The sequence below is a fragment of the Micromonospora sp. NPDC005806 genome (assembly GCF_042871425.1).
GTDB lineage: Bacteria > Actinomycetota > Actinomycetes > Mycobacteriales > Micromonosporaceae > Micromonospora.
Genome location: NZ_JBIAIL010000042.1, coordinates 20,291 through 37,889, shown reverse-complemented (window position 1 = coordinate 37,889; position 17,599 = coordinate 20,291). Strand labels below are relative to the sequence as shown.

At 73.6% G+C, this 17,599-nt stretch carries 15 protein-coding genes; 14 read left to right on the top strand and 1 reads right to left on the bottom strand.

Translation table 11 applies throughout. The annotated features are described in order from the left end of the window. The first annotated feature begins 49 nt into the window (after positions 1 to 49). From steA to ACFYOS_RS30345, 8 genes are all read left to right on the top strand, one after another. Positions 50 to 1,228 (top strand): putative cytokinetic ring protein SteA, encoded by a 1,179-nt coding sequence (gene steA, locus ACFYOS_RS30380; RefSeq protein ID WP_387148859.1) that lies wholly within the window; start codon positions 50 to 52, stop codon positions 1,226 to 1,228. 27 nt (positions 1,229 to 1,255) lie between these two features. Next, the gene (locus tag ACFYOS_RS30375) at positions 1,256 to 2,197 is read left to right on the top strand and encodes a copper transporter (RefSeq protein WP_387148857.1); all 942 of its coding nucleotides are present in this window, start codon (positions 1,256 to 1,258) and stop codon (positions 2,195 to 2,197) included. 58 nt (positions 2,198 to 2,255) lie between these two features. After that, positions 2,256 to 3,119, top strand: coding sequence for a hypothetical protein (locus ACFYOS_RS30370; RefSeq protein ID WP_387148855.1), 864 nt, complete (start codon positions 2,256 to 2,258; stop codon positions 3,117 to 3,119). A 1-nt stretch (position 3,120) separates the two neighbouring features. Then, positions 3,121 to 4,806 (top strand): murein biosynthesis integral membrane protein MurJ, encoded by a 1,686-nt coding sequence (murJ, locus tag ACFYOS_RS30365; RefSeq protein ID WP_387148853.1) that lies wholly within the window; start codon positions 3,121 to 3,123, stop codon positions 4,804 to 4,806. Continuing rightward, the gene (locus tag ACFYOS_RS30360; protein WP_387148851.1) at positions 4,803 to 5,936 is read left to right on the top strand and encodes a glycosyltransferase family 4 protein; all 1,134 of its coding nucleotides are present in this window, start codon (positions 4,803 to 4,805) and stop codon (positions 5,934 to 5,936) included. Before murJ ends, ACFYOS_RS30360 begins: the two co-directional genes overlap by 4 nt. Continuing rightward, positions 5,936 to 8,314: a hypothetical protein gene (locus ACFYOS_RS30355; RefSeq protein WP_387148849.1), complete on the top strand. Its 2,379-nt coding sequence runs from the start codon at positions 5,936 to 5,938 to the stop codon at positions 8,312 to 8,314. The genes ACFYOS_RS30360 and ACFYOS_RS30355 overlap by 1 nt, the downstream gene beginning before the upstream one ends. Before the next feature lie 150 nt (positions 8,315 to 8,464). Beyond that, positions 8,465 to 10,228 (top strand): CTP synthase, encoded by a 1,764-nt coding sequence (locus ACFYOS_RS30350; protein ID WP_387148847.1) that lies wholly within the window; start codon positions 8,465 to 8,467, stop codon positions 10,226 to 10,228. Positions 10,229 to 10,304: 76 nt separating this feature from the next. Next, on the top strand, positions 10,305 to 10,910 hold the full coding sequence (locus ACFYOS_RS30345; RefSeq protein WP_387148845.1) for an NUDIX domain-containing protein: 606 nt from the start codon (positions 10,305 to 10,307) through the stop codon (positions 10,908 to 10,910). A 71-nt stretch (positions 10,911 to 10,981) separates the two neighbouring features. Here ACFYOS_RS30345 and ACFYOS_RS30340 read toward each other — a convergent pair whose 3' ends face one another. Continuing rightward, entirely contained in the window at positions 10,982 to 11,356 is a 375-nt protein-coding gene (locus ACFYOS_RS30340) for a TM2 domain-containing protein (RefSeq protein ID WP_387148843.1), read from the bottom strand. Positions 11,357 to 11,527: 171 nt separating this feature from the next. Between ACFYOS_RS30340 and ald the strand changes: the two genes are divergently transcribed. The 6 genes from ald to ACFYOS_RS30310 all read left to right on the top strand — a co-directional run bounded on the left by ald (position 11,528) and on the right by ACFYOS_RS30310 (position 17,536). After that, positions 11,528 to 12,643: an alanine dehydrogenase gene (ald, locus tag ACFYOS_RS30335; protein ID WP_387148841.1), complete on the top strand. Its 1,116-nt coding sequence runs from the start codon at positions 11,528 to 11,530 to the stop codon at positions 12,641 to 12,643. 10 nt (positions 12,644 to 12,653) lie between these two features. Further along, on the top strand, positions 12,654 to 13,640 hold the full coding sequence (locus ACFYOS_RS30330) for a site-specific tyrosine recombinase XerD (RefSeq protein WP_387148885.1): 987 nt from the start codon (positions 12,654 to 12,656) through the stop codon (positions 13,638 to 13,640). Between the two features lie 192 nt (positions 13,641 to 13,832). After that, entirely contained in the window at positions 13,833 to 14,756 is a 924-nt protein-coding gene (locus tag ACFYOS_RS30325; protein ID WP_387148839.1) for a ParA family protein, read from the top strand. A 41-nt stretch (positions 14,757 to 14,797) separates the two neighbouring features. Further along, positions 14,798 to 15,745 (top strand): segregation and condensation protein A, encoded by a 948-nt coding sequence (locus ACFYOS_RS30320; RefSeq protein ID WP_387148837.1) that lies wholly within the window; start codon positions 14,798 to 14,800, stop codon positions 15,743 to 15,745. A gap of 5 nt (positions 15,746 to 15,750) precedes the next feature. Further along, a complete protein-coding gene (gene scpB / locus ACFYOS_RS30315; protein WP_387148835.1) occupies positions 15,751 to 16,776 on the top strand; it encodes an SMC-Scp complex subunit ScpB in 1,026 nt (341 codons plus the stop codon). Further along, entirely contained in the window at positions 16,766 to 17,536 is a 771-nt protein-coding gene (locus ACFYOS_RS30310) for a pseudouridine synthase (protein ID WP_387148833.1), read from the top strand. The genes scpB and ACFYOS_RS30310 overlap by 11 nt, the downstream gene beginning before the upstream one ends. Positions 17,537 to 17,599 lie beyond the last annotated feature (63 nt).

The following is a 17,599-nucleotide window of genomic DNA, read 5'->3' as shown; positions in this document are numbered from 1 at the left end:
CAGGCATGTCGCGACAGCAAAACCTGCCTCACATGCCAGGATGGTCACGATGCGTCTACCCACGTTGCGCCGGAACCGGAGCGCGGAACCGGGCTCTGTCCTCGGTGTCGCGCGCCTCGACCGCCGGACGAAACGGCTGGTCGGCCGGCTCCGGCCCGGGGACATCGCGGTCATCGACCACGTGGACCTGGACCGGGTGGCCGCCGACTCGCTGGTCGCCGTCGGTGTCGCCGCCGTGCTCAACGCCAAGCCGTCGGTCTCCGGGCGGTACCCGAACCTCGGGCCCGAGGTGTTGATCTCCGCCGGCATTCCGCTCCTAGACGACCTGGGTGAGAGCGTCTTCGAGCAGATCCGCGAGGGTGACGTCGTCCGGATCGAGGGCAACACGGTCTTCGTCGGTGAGGAGCCGGTCGCCCACGGCGCCCTGCAGGACGCCGAGACGGTGGCCAAGTCGATGGCCGACGCCCGTGAGGGCCTGTCGGTGCAGTTGGAGGCGTTCGCCGCCAACACCATGGACTACCTCAAGCAGGAACGCGACCTGCTGCTCGACGGCGTCGGCGTGCCGGACATCCAGACCCAGATCCAGGGGCGGCACTGCCTGATCGTGGTGCGCGGCTACGACTACAAGGCCGACCTGGACGTGCTGCGCCCGTACATCCGGGAGTTCAAACCGGTGCTGATCGGCGTGGACGGCGGTGCGGACGCCCTGGTCGAGGCCGGCTACACACCTGACATGATCATCGGCGACATGGACTCGGTCACCGACGACGTGCTGCGCTGCGGCGCCGAGGTGATCGTGCACGCGTACCCGGACGGCCGGGCACCCGGCCTGGCCCGGGTGAACGGCCTGGGTGTGCCGGCGATCACGTTCCCGGCGGCGGCCACGAGTGAGGACCTGGCCATGCTGCTGGCCGACGAGAAGGGCGCCTCGCTGCTGGTTGCCGTCGGCACCCACGCCACCCTGGTGGAGTTCCTGGACAAGGGTCGGGGCGGCATGGCCTCGACCTTCCTGACCCGGCTGAAGGTGGGCGGCAAGCTGGTCGACGCCAAGGGCGTGAGCCGGCTCTACCGGCAGAGCATCTCCGGTTCCTCACTGCTGCTGCTGGTCCTCGCGGCGTTGGCCGCGATGGCCTCCGCGGTGGCGGTCTCCACCGTCGGGAAGGCGTATTTGGGCGTGGTCTCCGAATGGTGGGACAATTTCGTGTTCCAGCTCGGCCAGCTCTTCTAGCTCCCCGACGATCAAGAGGCTGCAAGCGTGATCAACTTCCGCTACCACGTGGTGTCCCTGACCGCGGTCTTCCTGGCGTTGGCGATCGGCCTGGTGGTCGGCACGGCCGCCCTGAACGGGCCGGTCGCCGACTCGCTCAAGGAGAACGTCAACGCGCTGCGCAAGGACAACTCGCAGATGCGCCAGTCGGTCAACAGCCTGCAGAAGGAACTGGACATGGAGGAGGACTTCGCCGCCGAGATGGCGCAGGTCGTCCTCCCCGGCAAGCTGAGCGGCCGGCGGGTGCTGGTGCTCAGCCTGCCCAGCGGCCGGGACCACACCGAAGGTGTGGTGAAGATGCTCCAGCTCGCCGGGGCCAACGTCACCGGCCGCGTCGATGTCCAGGACAAGTTCATCAACCCGGACAGCAACAACAACCTGCTGGAGCTGGCCGTCACCGCCGCCCGCCCGAACAGCGTCCCCACCTCGGGCCTGCCGGGCAACGGGCACGGCGTGGAGACCTCCAGCGCGCTGCTCGCCAGCGTGCTGCTGGACCGGCCGCAGGGCAGCCCGGCCATCACCGACGCCGACCGCCGGGCGGTGCTCCAGGCGTACGCGACCGCCGGGTATCTCACCCCGGAGGACAAGGTGTCCGGTGCCGCCGAGGCGGTCGTCCTGGTCAGCGGACAGCCGTACGTGGACAAGGACTCGGCGAAGAAGGACGAGTCGGTGGTGAAGATCGCCGAGCAGTTCGACCGGACCGGGGCGATCGTGGTCGGCGGCATGGGCTCGGCCGGCGGCAACGTGGTCTCCGTGGTCCGCGGCGACCCGGTGCTCTCCCAGACCATCTCGACCATCGACAACGCCAACACCGTCCAGGGTCAGCTCGTCACCACGCTCGCCCTCGTGCAGCAGCTGACCGAGAAGAAGGCCGGCCAGTACGGCGTCGGTGACAACGCCGCCGCGCTGCTGCCTAAACTGCCCCAGTGATCGGACGACTGTCCGGTCCACACCACGTCGGGCTGGGAATCCGGATCGGAGGGGTCGCGTGATACTGGGTCGGCTGCTGGCCGTCGGCGCGGGGGCGGTCGCCGCCCGCTACGTGCTGCGGGAGGTGCGCACCTCGCCGGGTGCGTCGGCGCTGGAGCGCACCAACTTCCGCGGTCGCACGGTCACCCTGGCCGCCGGTCCCGCCCTGGCTGTCGGGGCGGCCACGGCGGGCGCGATCGGCGCGGGCAGCGCCCCGGCCGGCGCCGCCGCGCTGCTCGCCGGGGTGGGCGCCGGCACGGTCGGCCTGTACGACGACATCGTCGGGGCGCGCCCCGAGCAGAAGACCGCCAAGGGCTTCGCCGGGCATCTTGCCGCGCTGCGCGAGGGTCGGGTCACCGCCGGCCTGGTGAAGATCGCCGGGGTGGGCGCGGCCGGCCTCGGCGCGGCCGCACTGCTCGCCGCCGACCCCCGGGTTGCCGCCCACCCCCGCCGGCAGCGTGCCGGCGCCCTCGGCCGCGGCCTGGACGTGCTGCTCGGCGCCGGCGTGGTGGCCGGCACCGCCAACCTGCTCAACCTGCTCGACCTGCGGCCCGGCCGGGCGCTCAAGTCCGGCATGCTGCTCGGCGCGCCGCTCACCCGCGGCCCCTACGGCGGCATCGCCGCCGGTGCGGTCGGGGCCGCCGCCGGGCTGGTGCGCGAGGACCTCGACGAGCGGGTGATGCTCGGCGACAGCGGCGCCAACGCCCTCGGCGCGCTTCTCGGGGTGAGCCTGGCGGCGCGTACCGGGCCGCTCGGCCGGGCCGGCGTGCTCGCCGCGCTCGCCGCGCTCACCGCCGCCAGCGAGAAGGTCAGCTTCACCCAGGTGATCCAGCGGACCCCGGGGCTGCGGGAACTCGACGAGCTGGGCCGGCTCGCCGACTGACGTGAAGAAACCGGCATCCCTCGCCGGCGCCGGCCGCCTGGCCGGAGCGGCCGCCCTCATCGCCGTCCTCACCGTGGTCAGCCGGCTCGCCGGCTTCGGCCGTACCGCCGTGTTCAGCTGGGTCGTCCAGCGCAGCGACCTCGGCGGCATGTACGTGATCGCCAACACGGTCCCGAACATCATCTTCGAGATCGTGGCGGGTGGCGCGCTCGCCAGCCTCGTCGTGCCGCTGCTGGCCCGGCAGGTCGAGGCCGGTGACCGCCGTGAGGTGGGGGCGATCACGGGCGCCCTCCTGACCTGGACCCTGACCCTGCTGGTGCCCCTCGCCGTGCTGGTGGCGCTGCTGGCCGACCCGATCATCGGGCTGCTCGGCGCCGACCGCTCCCCGGCCGAACTGGCCGCCGGTGCCCGCATGTTGCGGATCTTCGCCCCGCAGTTGCCGCTGTACGGCGTCGGCATCGTGCTGACCGGGGTGCTCCAGGCGCACCGGCGGTTCGCCTGGCCGGTGATCGCCCCGCTGCTGTCCAGCGTCACGGTCATCGTCGTCTACGTCGCCTTCGGCGTCATCGAAGGGCGCGGCGTCAGCGTCGCCCAGGTCGGCCGCGTCGGCGAGCTGATCCTGTCGGGGGGCACCACGCTCGGGGTGGTGGCCCTCTCACTGTCGCTGCTGGTACCGCTGCGCCGGCTGCGGCTGCGGCTGCGACCTGGGTACACCTTCCCGAGCGAGGCACGGACGAAGGTCGGCGGGCTGGCCGTCGCGGGCGCGGTGACGGTGACCGCCCAACAACTGGCACTGGCGGTGATCCTGAACCGGATTTCCGGCGGCCCGGTCGGCTCACCCCAGGTCTTCAACCTGGCGCAGACCATGTACCTGCTGCCGTGGTCGGTAATGGCGGTGCCGCTGGCGGTGGCGGCGTACCCGACTCTCGCCGCCACCTCCGCCGGCGGGGACGACGCGGGATACCGGAAGACGCTGGCACCCGCGACGCGCGGGGTGTTGCTGTTCAGTTGTCTGGGCGCGGCGGCCCTGGTGGGCACGGCCGAGGCGGTGGGCCATTTCTTCCCACTGGGGACGGGGGAGACGGCCGCCGCAATCATCGGCTTCGCGCCCGGTTTGATCGGCTATGGGCTTTTCGCGCTGCTGTCGCGGGCACTCTACGCGCGTGGCGCGACTCGGGCGGCCACCGCCGCCATTACGATCGGCTGGCTGGCCGTCCCGGTGGTGGCCGTGCCGCTGTCGGCCCTGCTGCACCGGGACGACCGGGTGCTCGCGGTGACCCTGGCCAACTCGGTCGGGATGCTGCTGCTGGGTGGCCTGCTGGTCGCCGCCGTGGTCCACTCCGCCGGCCGGGCCGCTCTGGCCGGCGTCGGTCGGGCCGGGGCCGCCGGCATGCTCGCCGCCGCGGTCGCCGGGCTCGGCGGGGTAGCCACCTCCCGCTGGTTCGCCGGCCTCGGCGACGGCACCCCGACGGCATCGGGGGCGCTCGTGCAGGGCATGCTGTCGGGGGTTGTGGTCGGCGTCCTGTTCCTCGCCGTAGCCTGGCTGACCGACGCGCGGGACGTGCGGCCGCTGCTCACGGGCGTGGCTCGCCGGTTCGGGCGACGACGACGGCCGGCCGCCGCCGGCACGCAGGAGGACCAGCGGCCCCCCGAGCGGGGCGACGGGAAGGAGACGGTTTCCCCATGACGGACGCCTCGTCGGCGCCGCGGTGGTCCGGCTCGGTGGCCCTGGTGCTCGCCTCCAGCACCGGCGGCGTGGGGCAGCACATCCGCTCGGTGGTCCGGGGACTGACCGCCGCCGGCGCGTCCGTGCTGGTCTGCGGCCCGGCTGCCACCCAGGACCAGTTCGACTTCACCGGGGTGGGCGCCCGGTTCATGCCGGTGGAGATCCCGGCCAGCCCCACCCCGGCCGACACGCGGGCCGTCGCCGCCCTGCGCCGGGTCCTCACCGACGCTCCGGTGGACGTGGTCCACGCGCACGGGCTGCGGGCCGGTCTCGTCGCTGTCCTCGCCCGCCCGGCCGCCCCGCTGGTGGTGACCTGGCACAACGCCGTCCTCGCCGGCGGGCTGCGGGGTCAGCTGTCCCGACTCGCCGAGCGGGTCGTCGCCCGGAACGCCCGGGTCGCCCTGGGTGCCTCCGCCGACCTGGTCGAGCGGGCCGCCGCGCTGGGCGCCGTCGACGCCCGCCTCGCCCCGGTCGCCGCGCCGGTGCTGCCCGCGCCGCGCCGCCGTCGGGCCGCCGTCCGCGCCGAGTTCGGGGTCACCCCCGACCGTCCGCTGATCGTCTCGGTGGGGCGGTTGCACCCGCAGAAGCGGTATGACGTCCTGGTCGACGCCGCCGCCCGGTGGCGCAGCCGGAAACCCGCGCCGGTCGTGGTGATCGCCGGCAGCGGACCCGCGTACCTCCAGCTCGCCGCCCGGATCTCGGCGGCCCGGGCCCCGGTGACCCTGCTCGGGCACCGCACCGACGTGGCCGACCTGCTCGCCGGCGCGGATCTGGCGGTGGTGACCAGCGACTGGGAGGCCCGGCAGCTCTTCGCCCAGGAGGCGCTGCGCGCCGGCGTACCTCTGGTGACGACCGCCGTGGGTGGCCTGCCGGAGCTGGTCGGCGACGCCGCGGTGCTGATTCCCGCCGGCGACGTCGACGCGGTCGACGCGGCCGTCCGCGACCTGATGGACGACGAGACCCGCCGGGCCGAGCTGGCCCACCGGGGCGCCGCCCGGGCCGCGACCTGGCCGACCGAGGCGGACACGGTGGCCGCCCTGACCGCCCTCTACGCCGAGCTGGCGCCGGTGCCGTCGACGGAGGCCCGGTGATGCTGCGCAGACTGACCCCGGTCCTGCTGACGCTGGTCGTGGTGGTGCTCGGCATCACCGCGCTGGCCGCCCGGCCGGACAACGGCGGCCCCGAACGCAGCGCCGACTTCGTGGTGCTGGCCGGGGTGTCCGGGCTGCGCTGGGACGACGTCGACCCGCAGACCACCCCCACACTCTGGCGGATGGCCGAGGAGGGCTCGATCGGCTCCCTCTCGGCGCGCTCCGCGCACCGGCCCACGTGCCCGGTCGACGGCTGGCTCACCCTCGGCGCCGGCAACTTCGCCGCCTGGAACGGCACCGGCCGGGTCGGTGACTGCCCCGTCGCGGGGGTGAGCATCGAGCAGCCCGACGGGATCGGCGCCAACCTGCCCGACCAGGAGAGCGTCGTCGCCTACAACCAGGACAAACTTTCCTGGGGCACCACTCCGGGCGCGCTGTCCGAGTCCGTCCGCTGCTCGGTGGCGGTCGGCCCGGGCGCGGCGGTGGCCGCCGCCCGACCGTTCGGCCGGGTCGACCGGTACGCGCCGGTCCTCCCCGCCGACCCGGCCACGCTGCTCGGCTCGTGCGTGCTCAGCATCGTCGACCTGGGCACCCTCGACGCCGAGGACCCGGCGGTCCGGGCCGCTCAGGCCCGGCAGGTCGACGCCCAGCTCGCCCGGGTGCTCGCCGCCCGGCCGCCCCGCTCGCTCGTCATGGTCGCCGGGGTCTCCGACACCGACGCACCGTCCCGGCTGCACGTGGCGGTCGCCGACGGTCCGGGCTGGGAGCGGGGCTGGCTGACCTCACCGAGCACCGCCCGCGAGGGCTACCTGCAACTGGTCGACCTGGCGCCCACCGCGCTCGCCGCGCTGGGCCGCCCGATGCCCGAGCGGCTCTTCCTCGGCCGTCCCGCGGTCTCCGTCGGCGGCCGGCCGGCCGACCTGCGTACCGCGATCGACCAGCCGGCCGACGCGGACCGCGAGGCAGCCGCGCAGCGGCAGGTGGCCGGCTGGTTCTTCACCCTGCTCGCCGTCGCCCAGGTGGCCCTCGCGGTGGCGGTGCTGCCGCTGCTGCGCCGGGCCCGCCGGCATGCCGGCCCGCACGGACCCGAACCGGTGTCCCGGCGGGTGGTGGCGGCGGTCGAGCTGCTGCTGATCGCCGCCGCGTTGGCCGTGCCGGCTGCCCTGCTCGCCGACGCGGCGCCATGGTGGCGGGGCCACCACGCCGGCTGGTGGTTCGGGGCGGTGACCGCGCTGTTGATCGTGGGCGGCACCGCGGCGGTCCGGTTCAGCCCCGGGCACGGGAGCACCCTCGGCCCGCTCGGCGCGGTCGCCGGACTGGCCACCCTGGTGGTCGGCGTGGATGTGATCACCGGCTCCCGGCTGCAGCTCAACGGCGTGATCGGCTACTCCGCCCTGGAGGGCGGCCGGTACGCCGGCCTCGGCACCGTCGGCCTGGGCGTGTTCGTCGCCGGGTCGCTGCTGTGCGGCGGCTGGCTCGCCCAGCGGGTACGCCGGCCCTGGCGGCCGATGGTGATGGTGGCCGTCGGCGGCACCGCCGTGGTGGTCGTCGGCAGCCCCTACCTGGGCGCGGACTCGATCGGCGCGATCGCGCTCACCGCCGGGGTGAGCGTCGCCGCCGCGATCTGCACCGGCGGCTGGCTGACCGTGAGCCGGCTGGCCTGGGCCACCATGGCCGGGTTGGCGCTCACCATCGGCTTCGCCGTCGTCGACCTGCGCCGAGCGGAGGCCGACCGGGGCAGCGTCGGTCGGTTCCTCGCCGCCCTCGGTGACGGCACCGGCGGGCTGACCGTGCACCGCGCCAGCTCCGCCAACGTGGAAGCCCTGGTCAACAGCCCGCTCACCGTGCTGGCCCTGGCTGGCGCGGCGCTCGTCTGGCTCGCCCTGCTCCAGCCCTGGGGTGGGCTGATGCGCCTGTTCGGCATCTATCCGGCGGTCCGGGCCGCCATGGCCGGCACCGGCGTGGCCGCCGGCATCGGCGGCCTGCTGGGTGGCTCGGCGCTGGACGTGGCCGGGGCGGCGGGGGCCCTGGTGGTGCCGATGGCGGCCCTGGCCGCGCTGCGGGTGCTCGACCACTCCACCGACCGCACCCAGCCCGGCGGCGGGCGGCCCGGCGACGAGGGGTGGACCGGTCCGGCCGGCGGGCCCCTCGACGGCGGTGACCACCACCAGACCGGCGACGCCGGCCGGGCAGCCGGCGCCGGGACCGCCGGTACGGCGGACGCCACCGCCACCGATCCGGGCAGCGGAACGGCCGCGCCGACCGACGCCGGCGGTGGCTCCGCCACGCGCGGCGGCGCGACCGGCGGGGACGACGGCCGTCCGCCCGGGGTGCCCGCCCAGGCCCGTCCGGCATCGACCGAGGTGCCCACCGCCTGAGCCGAACCGGGTTTCACGTGCCCGTACGGCGGGTGCGACGCCGATCCGGGCCGGAAGAGGTGTTACCGTGGAGTCCCGTGGATCGCGTGATCACTTTGCTGATCGGCACGGCGGTTCGCACGACCGCTACGGACGACACGGGAGCAGGCCTTGGCCCCTTCAGCACGGACGACCAGGCACATTTTCGTCACCGGGGGCGTCGCCTCCTCGCTGGGTAAGGGCCTCACCGCCTCCAGCCTCGGCAATCTGCTCACCGCGCGTGGGCTGCGCGTGGTGATGCAGAAGCTCGACCCGTACCTCAACGTCGACCCCGGGACGATGAACCCGTTCCAGCACGGTGAGGTCTTCGTCACCGAGGACGGCGCGGAGACCGACCTCGACGTCGGGCACTACGAGCGCTTCCTCGACCGGGATCTGTCCGGCAAGGCGAACGTCACCACCGGCCAGATCTACTCGGACGTGATCGCCAAGGAGCGGCGCGGCGAGTACCTGGGCGACACCGTCCAGGTCATCCCGCACATCACCAACGAGATCAAGTCGCGGATTCTCGGCATGGGGGAGCCGGACGCCGAGGGTCAGGTCCCCGACGTGGTGATCACCGAGGTGGGCGGCACGGTCGGCGACATCGAGTCGCTGCCGTTCCTGGAGGCGATCCGCCAGGTCCGTCACGACCTCGGCCGGGACAACTGCTTCTACCTGCACGTCTCGCTGGTGCCGTACCTGGCCCCGTCGGGCGAGCTGAAGACCAAGCCGACCCAGCACTCGGTGGCGCAGCTGCGCAGCATCGGTATCCAGCCGGACGCCCTGGTGCTGCGCTGCGACCGGGACATCCCGGACAAGGTCAAGGAGAAGCTCTCCCTCTACTGCGACGTGGACCGGGAGGCGGTCACCGCTGCCCCGGACGCGCCGAGCATCTACGACATCCCGAAGGTGCTGCACCGGGAGGGCCTCGACGCGTACGTGGTGCGCCGGCTCGGCCTCTCCTTCCGCGACGTCGACTGGACCCGCTGGGACGACCTGCTGGAGCGGGTGCACCAGCCCCGCCACACGGTGACCGTGGCGCTGGTCGGCAAGTACGTCGACCTGCCCGACGCGTACCTGTCGGTGAGCGAGGCGATCCGGGCCGCCGGCTTCGGCCACCGGGCCCGGGTGCAGCTGCGCTGGGTGCCCAGCGACGACTGCGTCACCCCGGCCGGCGCGGCAGCCGCCCTGGCCGGCGTGGACGGCATCGTCATCCCGGGCGGCTTCGGCGTCCGGGGCATCGAGGGCAAGATCGGCACCGCCCGGTACGCCCGGGAGAACGGCATCCCGCTGCTCGGCCTCTGCCTCGGCCTGCAGTGCATGAGCATCGAGGTGGCCCGCCACCTGGCCGGCCTGGACGGGGCGAACTCGCTGGAGTTCGACGAGGAGGCCAAGCACCCGGTCATCGCCACCATGGCCGACCAGGAGGACATCGTCGCCGGCAAGGGCGACCTCGGCGGCACCATGCGGCTCGGGGCGTACCCGGCGAAGCTGGCCGAGGGCTCCCTGGTCGCCGAGGCGTACGGCAGCACCGAGGTCAGCGAGCGGCACCGGCACCGGTACGAGGTGAACAACGCCTACCGCGACCAGCTCACCAAGGCCGGCCTGCACATCTCCGGCACCTCGCCGGACGGCCGCCTGGTCGAGTTCATCGAGCTGGACCGGAACCTGCACCCGTTCTTCGTGGCCACCCAGGCGCACCCGGAGCTGAAGAGCCGGCCGACCCGGCCGCACCCGTTGTTCGCCGCGTTCGTCAAGGCCGCCATCGGATACTCCGAGGCCGACCAGCTCCCGGTCGACCTGGACGCCGCGGCGTCGGAGGTCCCGGCGGCGAAGAAGGCGAGCCGCAACGGCACCGCCCCGGCCACGGCGAAGGCGGCGTCCGCGTCGTGAGCGAGCGGAGCCAGCGAGCCATCGGGCTCTGTAGCGCGGCGCCTCGCGTTGCCGTCGAGCGAAGCGAGGCGGCGGCGTGAGCGCCGTCGAGCACCGGTACGAGGTGACCGGTCACCGGGAGATCTGGTCCGGCCGGATCTTCTCGGTGGTCAGCGACGGCGTCACCATGCCCGGTGGCGGCACCGCCACCCGTGACTACGTCACGCACGTCGGGGCGGTGGCGGTGGTGGCGCTGGACGACGCCGGTCAGGTGGTGCTGATCCGGCAGTACCGGCACCCGGTCGGCCGGCACCTGTGGGAGCTGCCGGCCGGGCTGATGGACGTCCACGGCGAGGACCTGGCCGCCGCCGCGGCCCGGGAGCTGGCCGAGGAGGCCGACCTCACCGCCGGCATGGTCGACGTCCTGGTCGACCTGCACAGCTCGCCGGGCTTCACCAACGAGGTGGTCCGGGTCTTCCTGGCCCGCGACCTCGCCGACGTGCCGGCCGACCAACGGCACGATCGGCGCGACGAGGAGGCCGACCTCCAGGTCGTCCGGGTCGACCTCGACGAGGCGGTACGGATGGTCCTGGCCGGGGAGATCACCAACGCCTCCTGCGTGGCCGGGCTGCTCGCCGCTGCCCGGGCCCGGGAGACCGGCTTCACCGAGCTGCGCCGCCCGGAGGCGCCGCTGCCCCGCTGAGCCGGGACGAACGACGAAGGGGCCGCGCGGGTGAGCACACCCCGCGCGGCCCCTTCTCGCTGTATCGCCGCTCAGTCGCGCAGCGGGCGTCCCTGGCCGTCGACACCGCCGTTGACCAGGATCAGGATGCCGTCGATGAGACCCCAGATGCCGCCGAGGCCGCAGGTCACGACGCTCACCACGAGCTGGATCACGCCGGTCTTGGTGTCGCCCATGTAGAACCGGCCGATACCGAGACTGCCGAGGAGGATCTGCAGGATGCCCGCGACGACCTTGCTCTTGTCGGAGACGCCCTGGGGGTGCTGCTGGTAAGGAGGAGTGGTCATGAGCGGACACCTTAGTGATCCACTGCCGTCCTGTCCGCACCGCAGCTCCAACGGTGGGACGATGTTTACCCAATAGTGTCCAGACGGCTGAGGCGGTCTCCACCGCCCAGCCCGGTTCACTCCTGACACATCGTCAGGACGACCGGGCACCGGATGTCACTGTGCTGCCCTCCGGCGAGTTCCCACAGGCCTAGACTGCCGCCGGCGGGACCGGTGAACCGCGTCGGCAATGGGGCCGCCGCGGCACCGAGCAGTCGGGGGTGCGCAACCCCGAAGGAAGGTGTCTGCATCGTGAAGGTCGGAATCCCACGCGAGGTCAAGAACCACGAGTACCGCGTGGCGATCACGCCCGCGGGCGTCAACGAGTTCACCCGCCACGGCCACGAGGTCTTCGTCGAGTCCGGCGCGGGCGTCGGCTCCAGCATCACCGACGACGAGTTCACCGCCGCCGGCGCGAAGATCCTCGCCACCGCCGACGAGGTCTGGGACGCCGCCGAGCTGGTGCTCAAGGTCAAGGAGCCGATCGCCGAGGAGTACCACCGGATGCGCGAGGGGCAGGTGCTCTTCACCTACCTGCACCTGGCCGCTTCCAAGGAGTGCACCGACGCGCTGATCGACCGCAAGGTCACCGGCATCGCGTACGAGACCGTCGAGCTGCCCGACCGCTCCCTGCCGCTGCTCGCCCCGATGTCCGAGGTGGCCGGCCGGCTCGCCCCGCAGGTGGGCGCCTTCTACATGATGCGCACCGGCGGGGGCCGGGGCGTGCTGCCCGGCGGCGTCTCCGGCGTGTACGCCGCCAAGACCGTGGTCATCGGCGCCGGCGTCTCCGGCATGAACGCCGCCGCCATCGCCCTCGGCCTGCAGTCCGAGGTGCTGCTGCTGGACAAGAACGTCGCCCGGCTGCGCCAGGCCGACGCCATCTACCGGGGCCACCTGCAGACCGTCGCCTCCAACGCGTACGAGATCGAGCGGGCCGTGCTGGACGCGGACCTGGTCATCGGCGCGGTGCTGGTGCCCGGCGCGAAGGCCCCGAAGCTCATCTCCAACGAGCTGGTCTCCCGGATGAAGCCGGGCAGCGTGCTCGTCGACATCGCCATCGACCAGGGTGGCTGCTTCGAGGACTCGCGCCCCACCACGCACGCCGACCCGGTCTACAAGGTGCACGAGTCGATCTTCTACTGCGTGGCGAACATGCCCGGCGCGGTGCCGAACACCAGCACCCACGCGCTGACCAACGTCACCCTGCCGTACGCCCTCGAGCTGGCCAACCGCGGCTGGCAGGAGGCGCTGCGCCGCGACCCGGCCCTGGCGCTGGGCCTGAACACCCACGCCGGTCAGGTCGTCTACGGCCCGGTCGCCGAGGCGCACGGCATGGACGTGCTGCCGCTGGCCGAGGTGCTCTCCTGAGGGGCGCAGCCTGACCACAGCCACGGAAGGGGTCGGCGCGGAACCCGCGCCGGCCCTGCGCCGTGCCGTCCGGGGCTACCTGGACCACCTCACCGTCGAACGTGGGCTCTCCGCGAACACCCTCGCCTCCTACCGCCGGGACCTGGACCGTTACCTCGTCACCCTGGCCGCGGCCGGGGTGACCGACCTGGCCGCCGTCGGGGCCGCCGAGGTCGAGGGACACCTGGCCCGGCTGCGCGCCGGCGACGCCGACCACCCGCCGCTCGCCGTCTCCTCCGCCGCGCGCGCCGCCAGTGCCGTACGTGGCCTGCACCGGTTCGCGCTGCGCGAGGGGATGGCCGGCGCCGACCCGGCCCGCGACGTCCGTCCGCCCGTCCCGCCACGCCGGCTGCCCCGGGCGCTGCCGGTCGACGCCGTGGTCCGGCTGCTGGAGACCACCGGCCCGGTCACCGCCACCGGCGACGCGGCGCCCCGCACGCTGCGCGACCGGGCGCTGCTGGAGTTCCTGTACGGCACCGGCGCGCGCATCTCCGAGGCGGTCGGCGCCGCCGTGGACGACCTGGACCTGGCCGAGGGCACCGTGCTGCTGCGCGGCAAGGGCGGCCGGACCCGGCTGGTCCCGATCGGCGGGTACGCCGCCGACGCGGTGCGCGCCTGGCTGGTCCGGGGCCGCCCGGCCCTGCTCGCCGCCGGCCGGGGCACCCCGGCGGTCTTCGTCAACGCCCGGGGCGGCCCGCTGACCCGGCAGGGCGCCTGGGCGATCCTGCGCGGGGCGGCCGCGCGGGCCGGCCTGCCGGTGGACGGCCCGGACGCCGTCTCCCCGCACACCCTGCGCCACTCGTACGCCACGCACCTGCTCGACGGCGGCGCCGACGTCCGGGTGGTGCAGGAACTGCTCGGCCACGCCTCGGTGACCACCACCCAGGTGTACACGTTGGTCACTGTGGAACGGCTGCGTGAGGTGTACGCGACCGCCCACCCGCGGGCCCGCGGCTGACCTCTTCGGACCGTCCGGCCAGCGCGGGCCGTCCGACACGCCGACCCGGTACCGAACGCGCTGCTGGCGCGTGGCGTACAGTCGGCATCGGCGCGAACCTCAGGGGCGACAACCGGGGGTGCGCAGCGGCGCCGCGAGGGACGTCGGACGGCTCCGACGCCAGGGTGGTCGTCGGGAGGGGGCAACGAGGACATGGCAGGCAACGAGGACCGTGCCGAGACCTGGACGTCGGAGCTCCGTGAGCAGCAGGCGACGCTCGGCGGCGACCTCGGTCCGGCCGACCCGGCCGCCTACACCATGCGCAAGCCGATCCCCGAGCCCATGCCGACCGACCGGCACGGCCCGGCCCGGATCATCGCGATGGCCAACCAGAAGGGCGGCGTCGGCAAGACCACGACCACCATCAACCTGGGCGCCGCGCTCGCCGAGTACGGCCGCAAGGTGCTGCTGGTCGACTTCGACCCGCAGGGCGCCCTCTCCGTCGGCCTGGGCGTCAACCCGCACAACCTCGACCTGTCGGTCTACAACCTGCTCATGCAGGACGACGTCACCGCCGAGGACGTCCTGATCAAGACCGACGTGGCCGGGCTGCACCTGCTGCCGGCCAACATCGACCTCTCCGCCGCCGAGATCCAACTGGTCAACGAGGTCGCCCGGGAGATGGCCCTGGCCCGGGTGCTCAAGACGGTCCGCAAGGAGTATGACTTCATCCTGATCGACTGCCAGCCCTCGCTGGGCCTGCTGGCGATCAACGCGCTGACCGTGGCGCACGGCGTGCTCATCCCGCTGGAGTGCGAGTTCTTCAGCCTGCGCGGGGTCGCGCTGCTGCTGGACACCATCGACAAGGTGCGCGAGCGGCTCAACTTCGACCTCGAGCTCGAGGGCATCCTCGCCACCATGTACGACAGCCGCACCACCCACTGCCGCCAGGTGCTCCAGCGGGTGGTGGAGGCGTTCGGCGACAAGGTCTACCAGACGGTGATCACCAAGACGGTGAAGTTCCCGGAGTCGACCGTGGCCGGGGCCCCGATCACCACCCTCGACCCGGCCTCCTCCGGCGCGCGCAACTACCGCCAGCTCGCCCGCGAGGTGATCGCGGCCCAGGCGGACCGGTAGGCCGAACGCCGGGTGTCCGGGCCGTGGACTACGGTTTTCCGGTGACCGCACCACCCCTCGACCCGCCCGCCCAGCGCGGCGCCGGCGATGCCGTGGCCGCCGCCGAGCTGGCCGCCGAGGTCGACGGCGTGGTGCCCGCCGACCCGGCCACCGTCGAGGAGGCCAGCGGCTTCACCGTCCGGCTGGACAACTTCACCGGCCCGTTCGACCTGCTGCTCCAGCTCATCAGCAAGCACAAGCTCGACGTCACCGAGGTGGCCCTGCACAAGGTCACCGACGAGTTCATCGCGTACATCCGGGCCATGGGCGACCGGTGGGACCTGGATGAGACCAGCGAGTTCCTGCTGATCGCCGCCACCCTGCTCGATCTGAAGGCGGCTCGGCTGCTGCCCGCCGCCGAGGTGGAGGACGAGGAGGACCTGGCCCTGCTGGAGGCGCGGGACCTGCTCTTCGCCCGGCTGCTGCAGTACAAGGCGTACAAGGAGGCGGCGGCGCACCTGGCCGAGCTGGAGTCGGTCGGTGGGCGCCGCTACCCCCGTGCGGTCACCCTGGAGCCCCGGTACGCCGAGGCCCTGCCCGACCTGGTGCTCGGCATCGGCCCGGAGCGGCTGCTCAAGCTGGCGCTGAAGGCGATGACCCCGAAGCCGGTGCCGGAGGTGTCGATCGCCCACGTGCACATGGTCCGGGTCAGCGTCCGCGAGCACGCGGAGATCATCTCCGAGCGGCTGCGCCGGGCCGGCACGGCCCCGTTCTCGCTGCTCTGCGCCGACTGCGAGATCACCCTGGAGGTGGTGGCCCGGTTCCTCGCCCTGCTGGAGCTCTACCGGCAGGGGCTGGTCGCCTTCGTGCAGGAGCAGGCCCTGGAGGAGTTGACCGTGCGCTGGACCGGCTCCGCCGACGGCGACACCGAGCTGACCATCGACGAGTACGCCGGCTCCCCGGAGCCGGCCGCCCCGCCCGCCGGCGATCCGGCCACGACGCAGGAGTGACCCCGATGAGCGACGAGGAGCGCCACGACTCCCTGGCCGACCAGGCCGCCGCCTGGATCCCCCCGTGGGAGCGTCCCGCCCCGCCGAAACCCGAGCCCACCGAGCAGCAGCAGCCCGAGCCGCCGGCACAGCGGCAGCCCGAGCCGGCCGCCGAGGCGGAGGCCGAGCCGGCCGACGCGACGCCGGCCCCGTCGGAGACCGCCGCAGTCCTTGGCCGCGAACGGCCCCTGGAGGGGCCGACCGCTGCCGAGATCTCCCCGCCCGCCCAGGTCGCGGCGGATCTTGGCACGGAAACGCCCCTGGCGGGGCCGGTCGATACCAGGATCGCCGAGGAGGCCGAGCCGACCGGCGGGAGCGACGGTGCGGTGGGGGAGGAGTCGTCCGCCGACGAGCCCGGACCGCTGGCGGGGGAAGGGGACGCGGCGGGCATACCCGAGAAGCGGGGGCGGCGGCGGGCGGCGCCGGCACCCGAGCCCGCGCCCGAGCTGGACGACGCGGAGCTGCGCGGCGCCCTGGAGGCGATCCTGCTCGTGGTGGACCAGCCGGTCAGCGAGCTGACCCTGGCCCAGGTGCTGGAACAGGCCCCGGAGCGGATCGGCCCCATGCTCGACGACATCGCCGCCGGCTACACCGCCGCCAGGCACGGCTTCGAGCTGCGCCGGGCCGCCGGTGGCTGGCGTCTCTACACCCGCCCGGAATACGCCACCTACGTCGAGCGGTTCGTGTTGGAAGGGCAGTCGGTACGGCTGACCCAGGCCGCGCTGGAGACTCTCGCCGTGGTCGCCTACAAGCAGCCGGTGACCCGGTCGCGGATCTCCGCGATCCGGGGTGTCAACTGCGACGGCGTGATCCGTACCCTGGTCTCCCGCGGCCTGGTCGAGGAGTGCGGCACCGAAGCGGACAGCGGTGCGTTCCTCTACCGGACCACCACCATGTTCCTGGAGAAGCTGGGGCTGAACTCGGCGGACGAGCTGCCGCCGCTGGCCCCCTTCCTTCCCGACGACGTAGAAGAGCTTGCCGATGCGACGTGATGACCGTGCCCCGAAGCCCGACGCCCCCGTGTACGAGGGTGCCGAGCGCCTGCAGAAGGTGCTCGCCGCCGCCGGGGTGGGCTCGCGGCGCGCCTGCGAGGACCTGATCTTCCGGCGCCGGGTCACCGTCAACGGCCGGGTCGCCCAGCTCGGCGACAAGGCCGACCCGACCCGGGACGTCATCCACGTCGACGGCGAGCGGCTCCAGGTCGACACCCGGCTGGTCTACCTGGCCATGAACAAGCCGCGCGGGGTGGTCTCCACCATGGCGGACGAAAAGGGACGCGCGGCGCTGTCGGACTTCCTCGGCAACCGGGTGGAGCAGCGGGTCTACCACGTCGGGCGGCTCGACGCGGACAGCGAGGGCCTGCTCCTGCTCACCAACGACGGCACCCTGGCCCACCGGCTCATGCACCCCTCGTACGGGGTGCAGAAGACCTACCTGTGCGAGGTGTCCGGGCCGATCCCGCGCAGCCTCGGCAAGCGCCTTCAGGCCGGCGTCGACCTGGAGGACGGGCCGGTGAAGGTCGACTCGTTCAAGGTGGTGGACACCCTGGGCAAGACCGCCCAGGTGGAGGTGAGCCTGCACGAAGGGCGCAAGCACATCGTCCGGCGGCTGCTGGCCGAGGTCGGCCACCCGGTGGCCCGGCTGGTGCGTACCTCGATCGGGCCGATCCGCCTGGGTGACCTGCGCGCCGGGCGCACCCGGCGGCTGACCAACGCCGAGGTCGCCGCCCTGTTCAAGGCGGTGGGTGACTGACCCTTCGATCGGGGTACCGCTCCCGGTAGGCTTCGACGCGGCCCGCGGGCCGGCGGGTGGCGT

What these genes read in the sequence shown, in the direction of transcription:
- steA (WP_387148859.1), top strand. Translation starts at nt 50, where the DNA reads ATGCGTCTACCCACGTTGCGCCGGAACCGGAGCGCGGAACCGGGCTCT.
- ACFYOS_RS30360 (WP_387148851.1), top strand. Translation starts at nt 4,803, where the DNA reads ATGACGGACGCCTCGTCGGCGCCGCGGTGGTCCGGCTCGGTGGCCCTG.
- ACFYOS_RS30355 (WP_387148849.1), top strand. Translation starts at nt 5,936, where the DNA reads ATGCTGCGCAGACTGACCCCGGTCCTGCTGACGCTGGTCGTGGTGGTG.
- ACFYOS_RS30325 (WP_387148839.1), top strand. Translation starts at nt 13,833, where the DNA reads ATGGCAGGCAACGAGGACCGTGCCGAGACCTGGACGTCGGAGCTCCGT.
- scpB (WP_387148835.1), top strand. Translation starts at nt 15,751, where the DNA reads ATGAGCGACGAGGAGCGCCACGACTCCCTGGCCGACCAGGCCGCCGCC.
- ACFYOS_RS30310 (WP_387148833.1), top strand. Translation starts at nt 16,766, where the DNA reads ATGCGACGTGATGACCGTGCCCCGAAGCCCGACGCCCCCGTGTACGAG.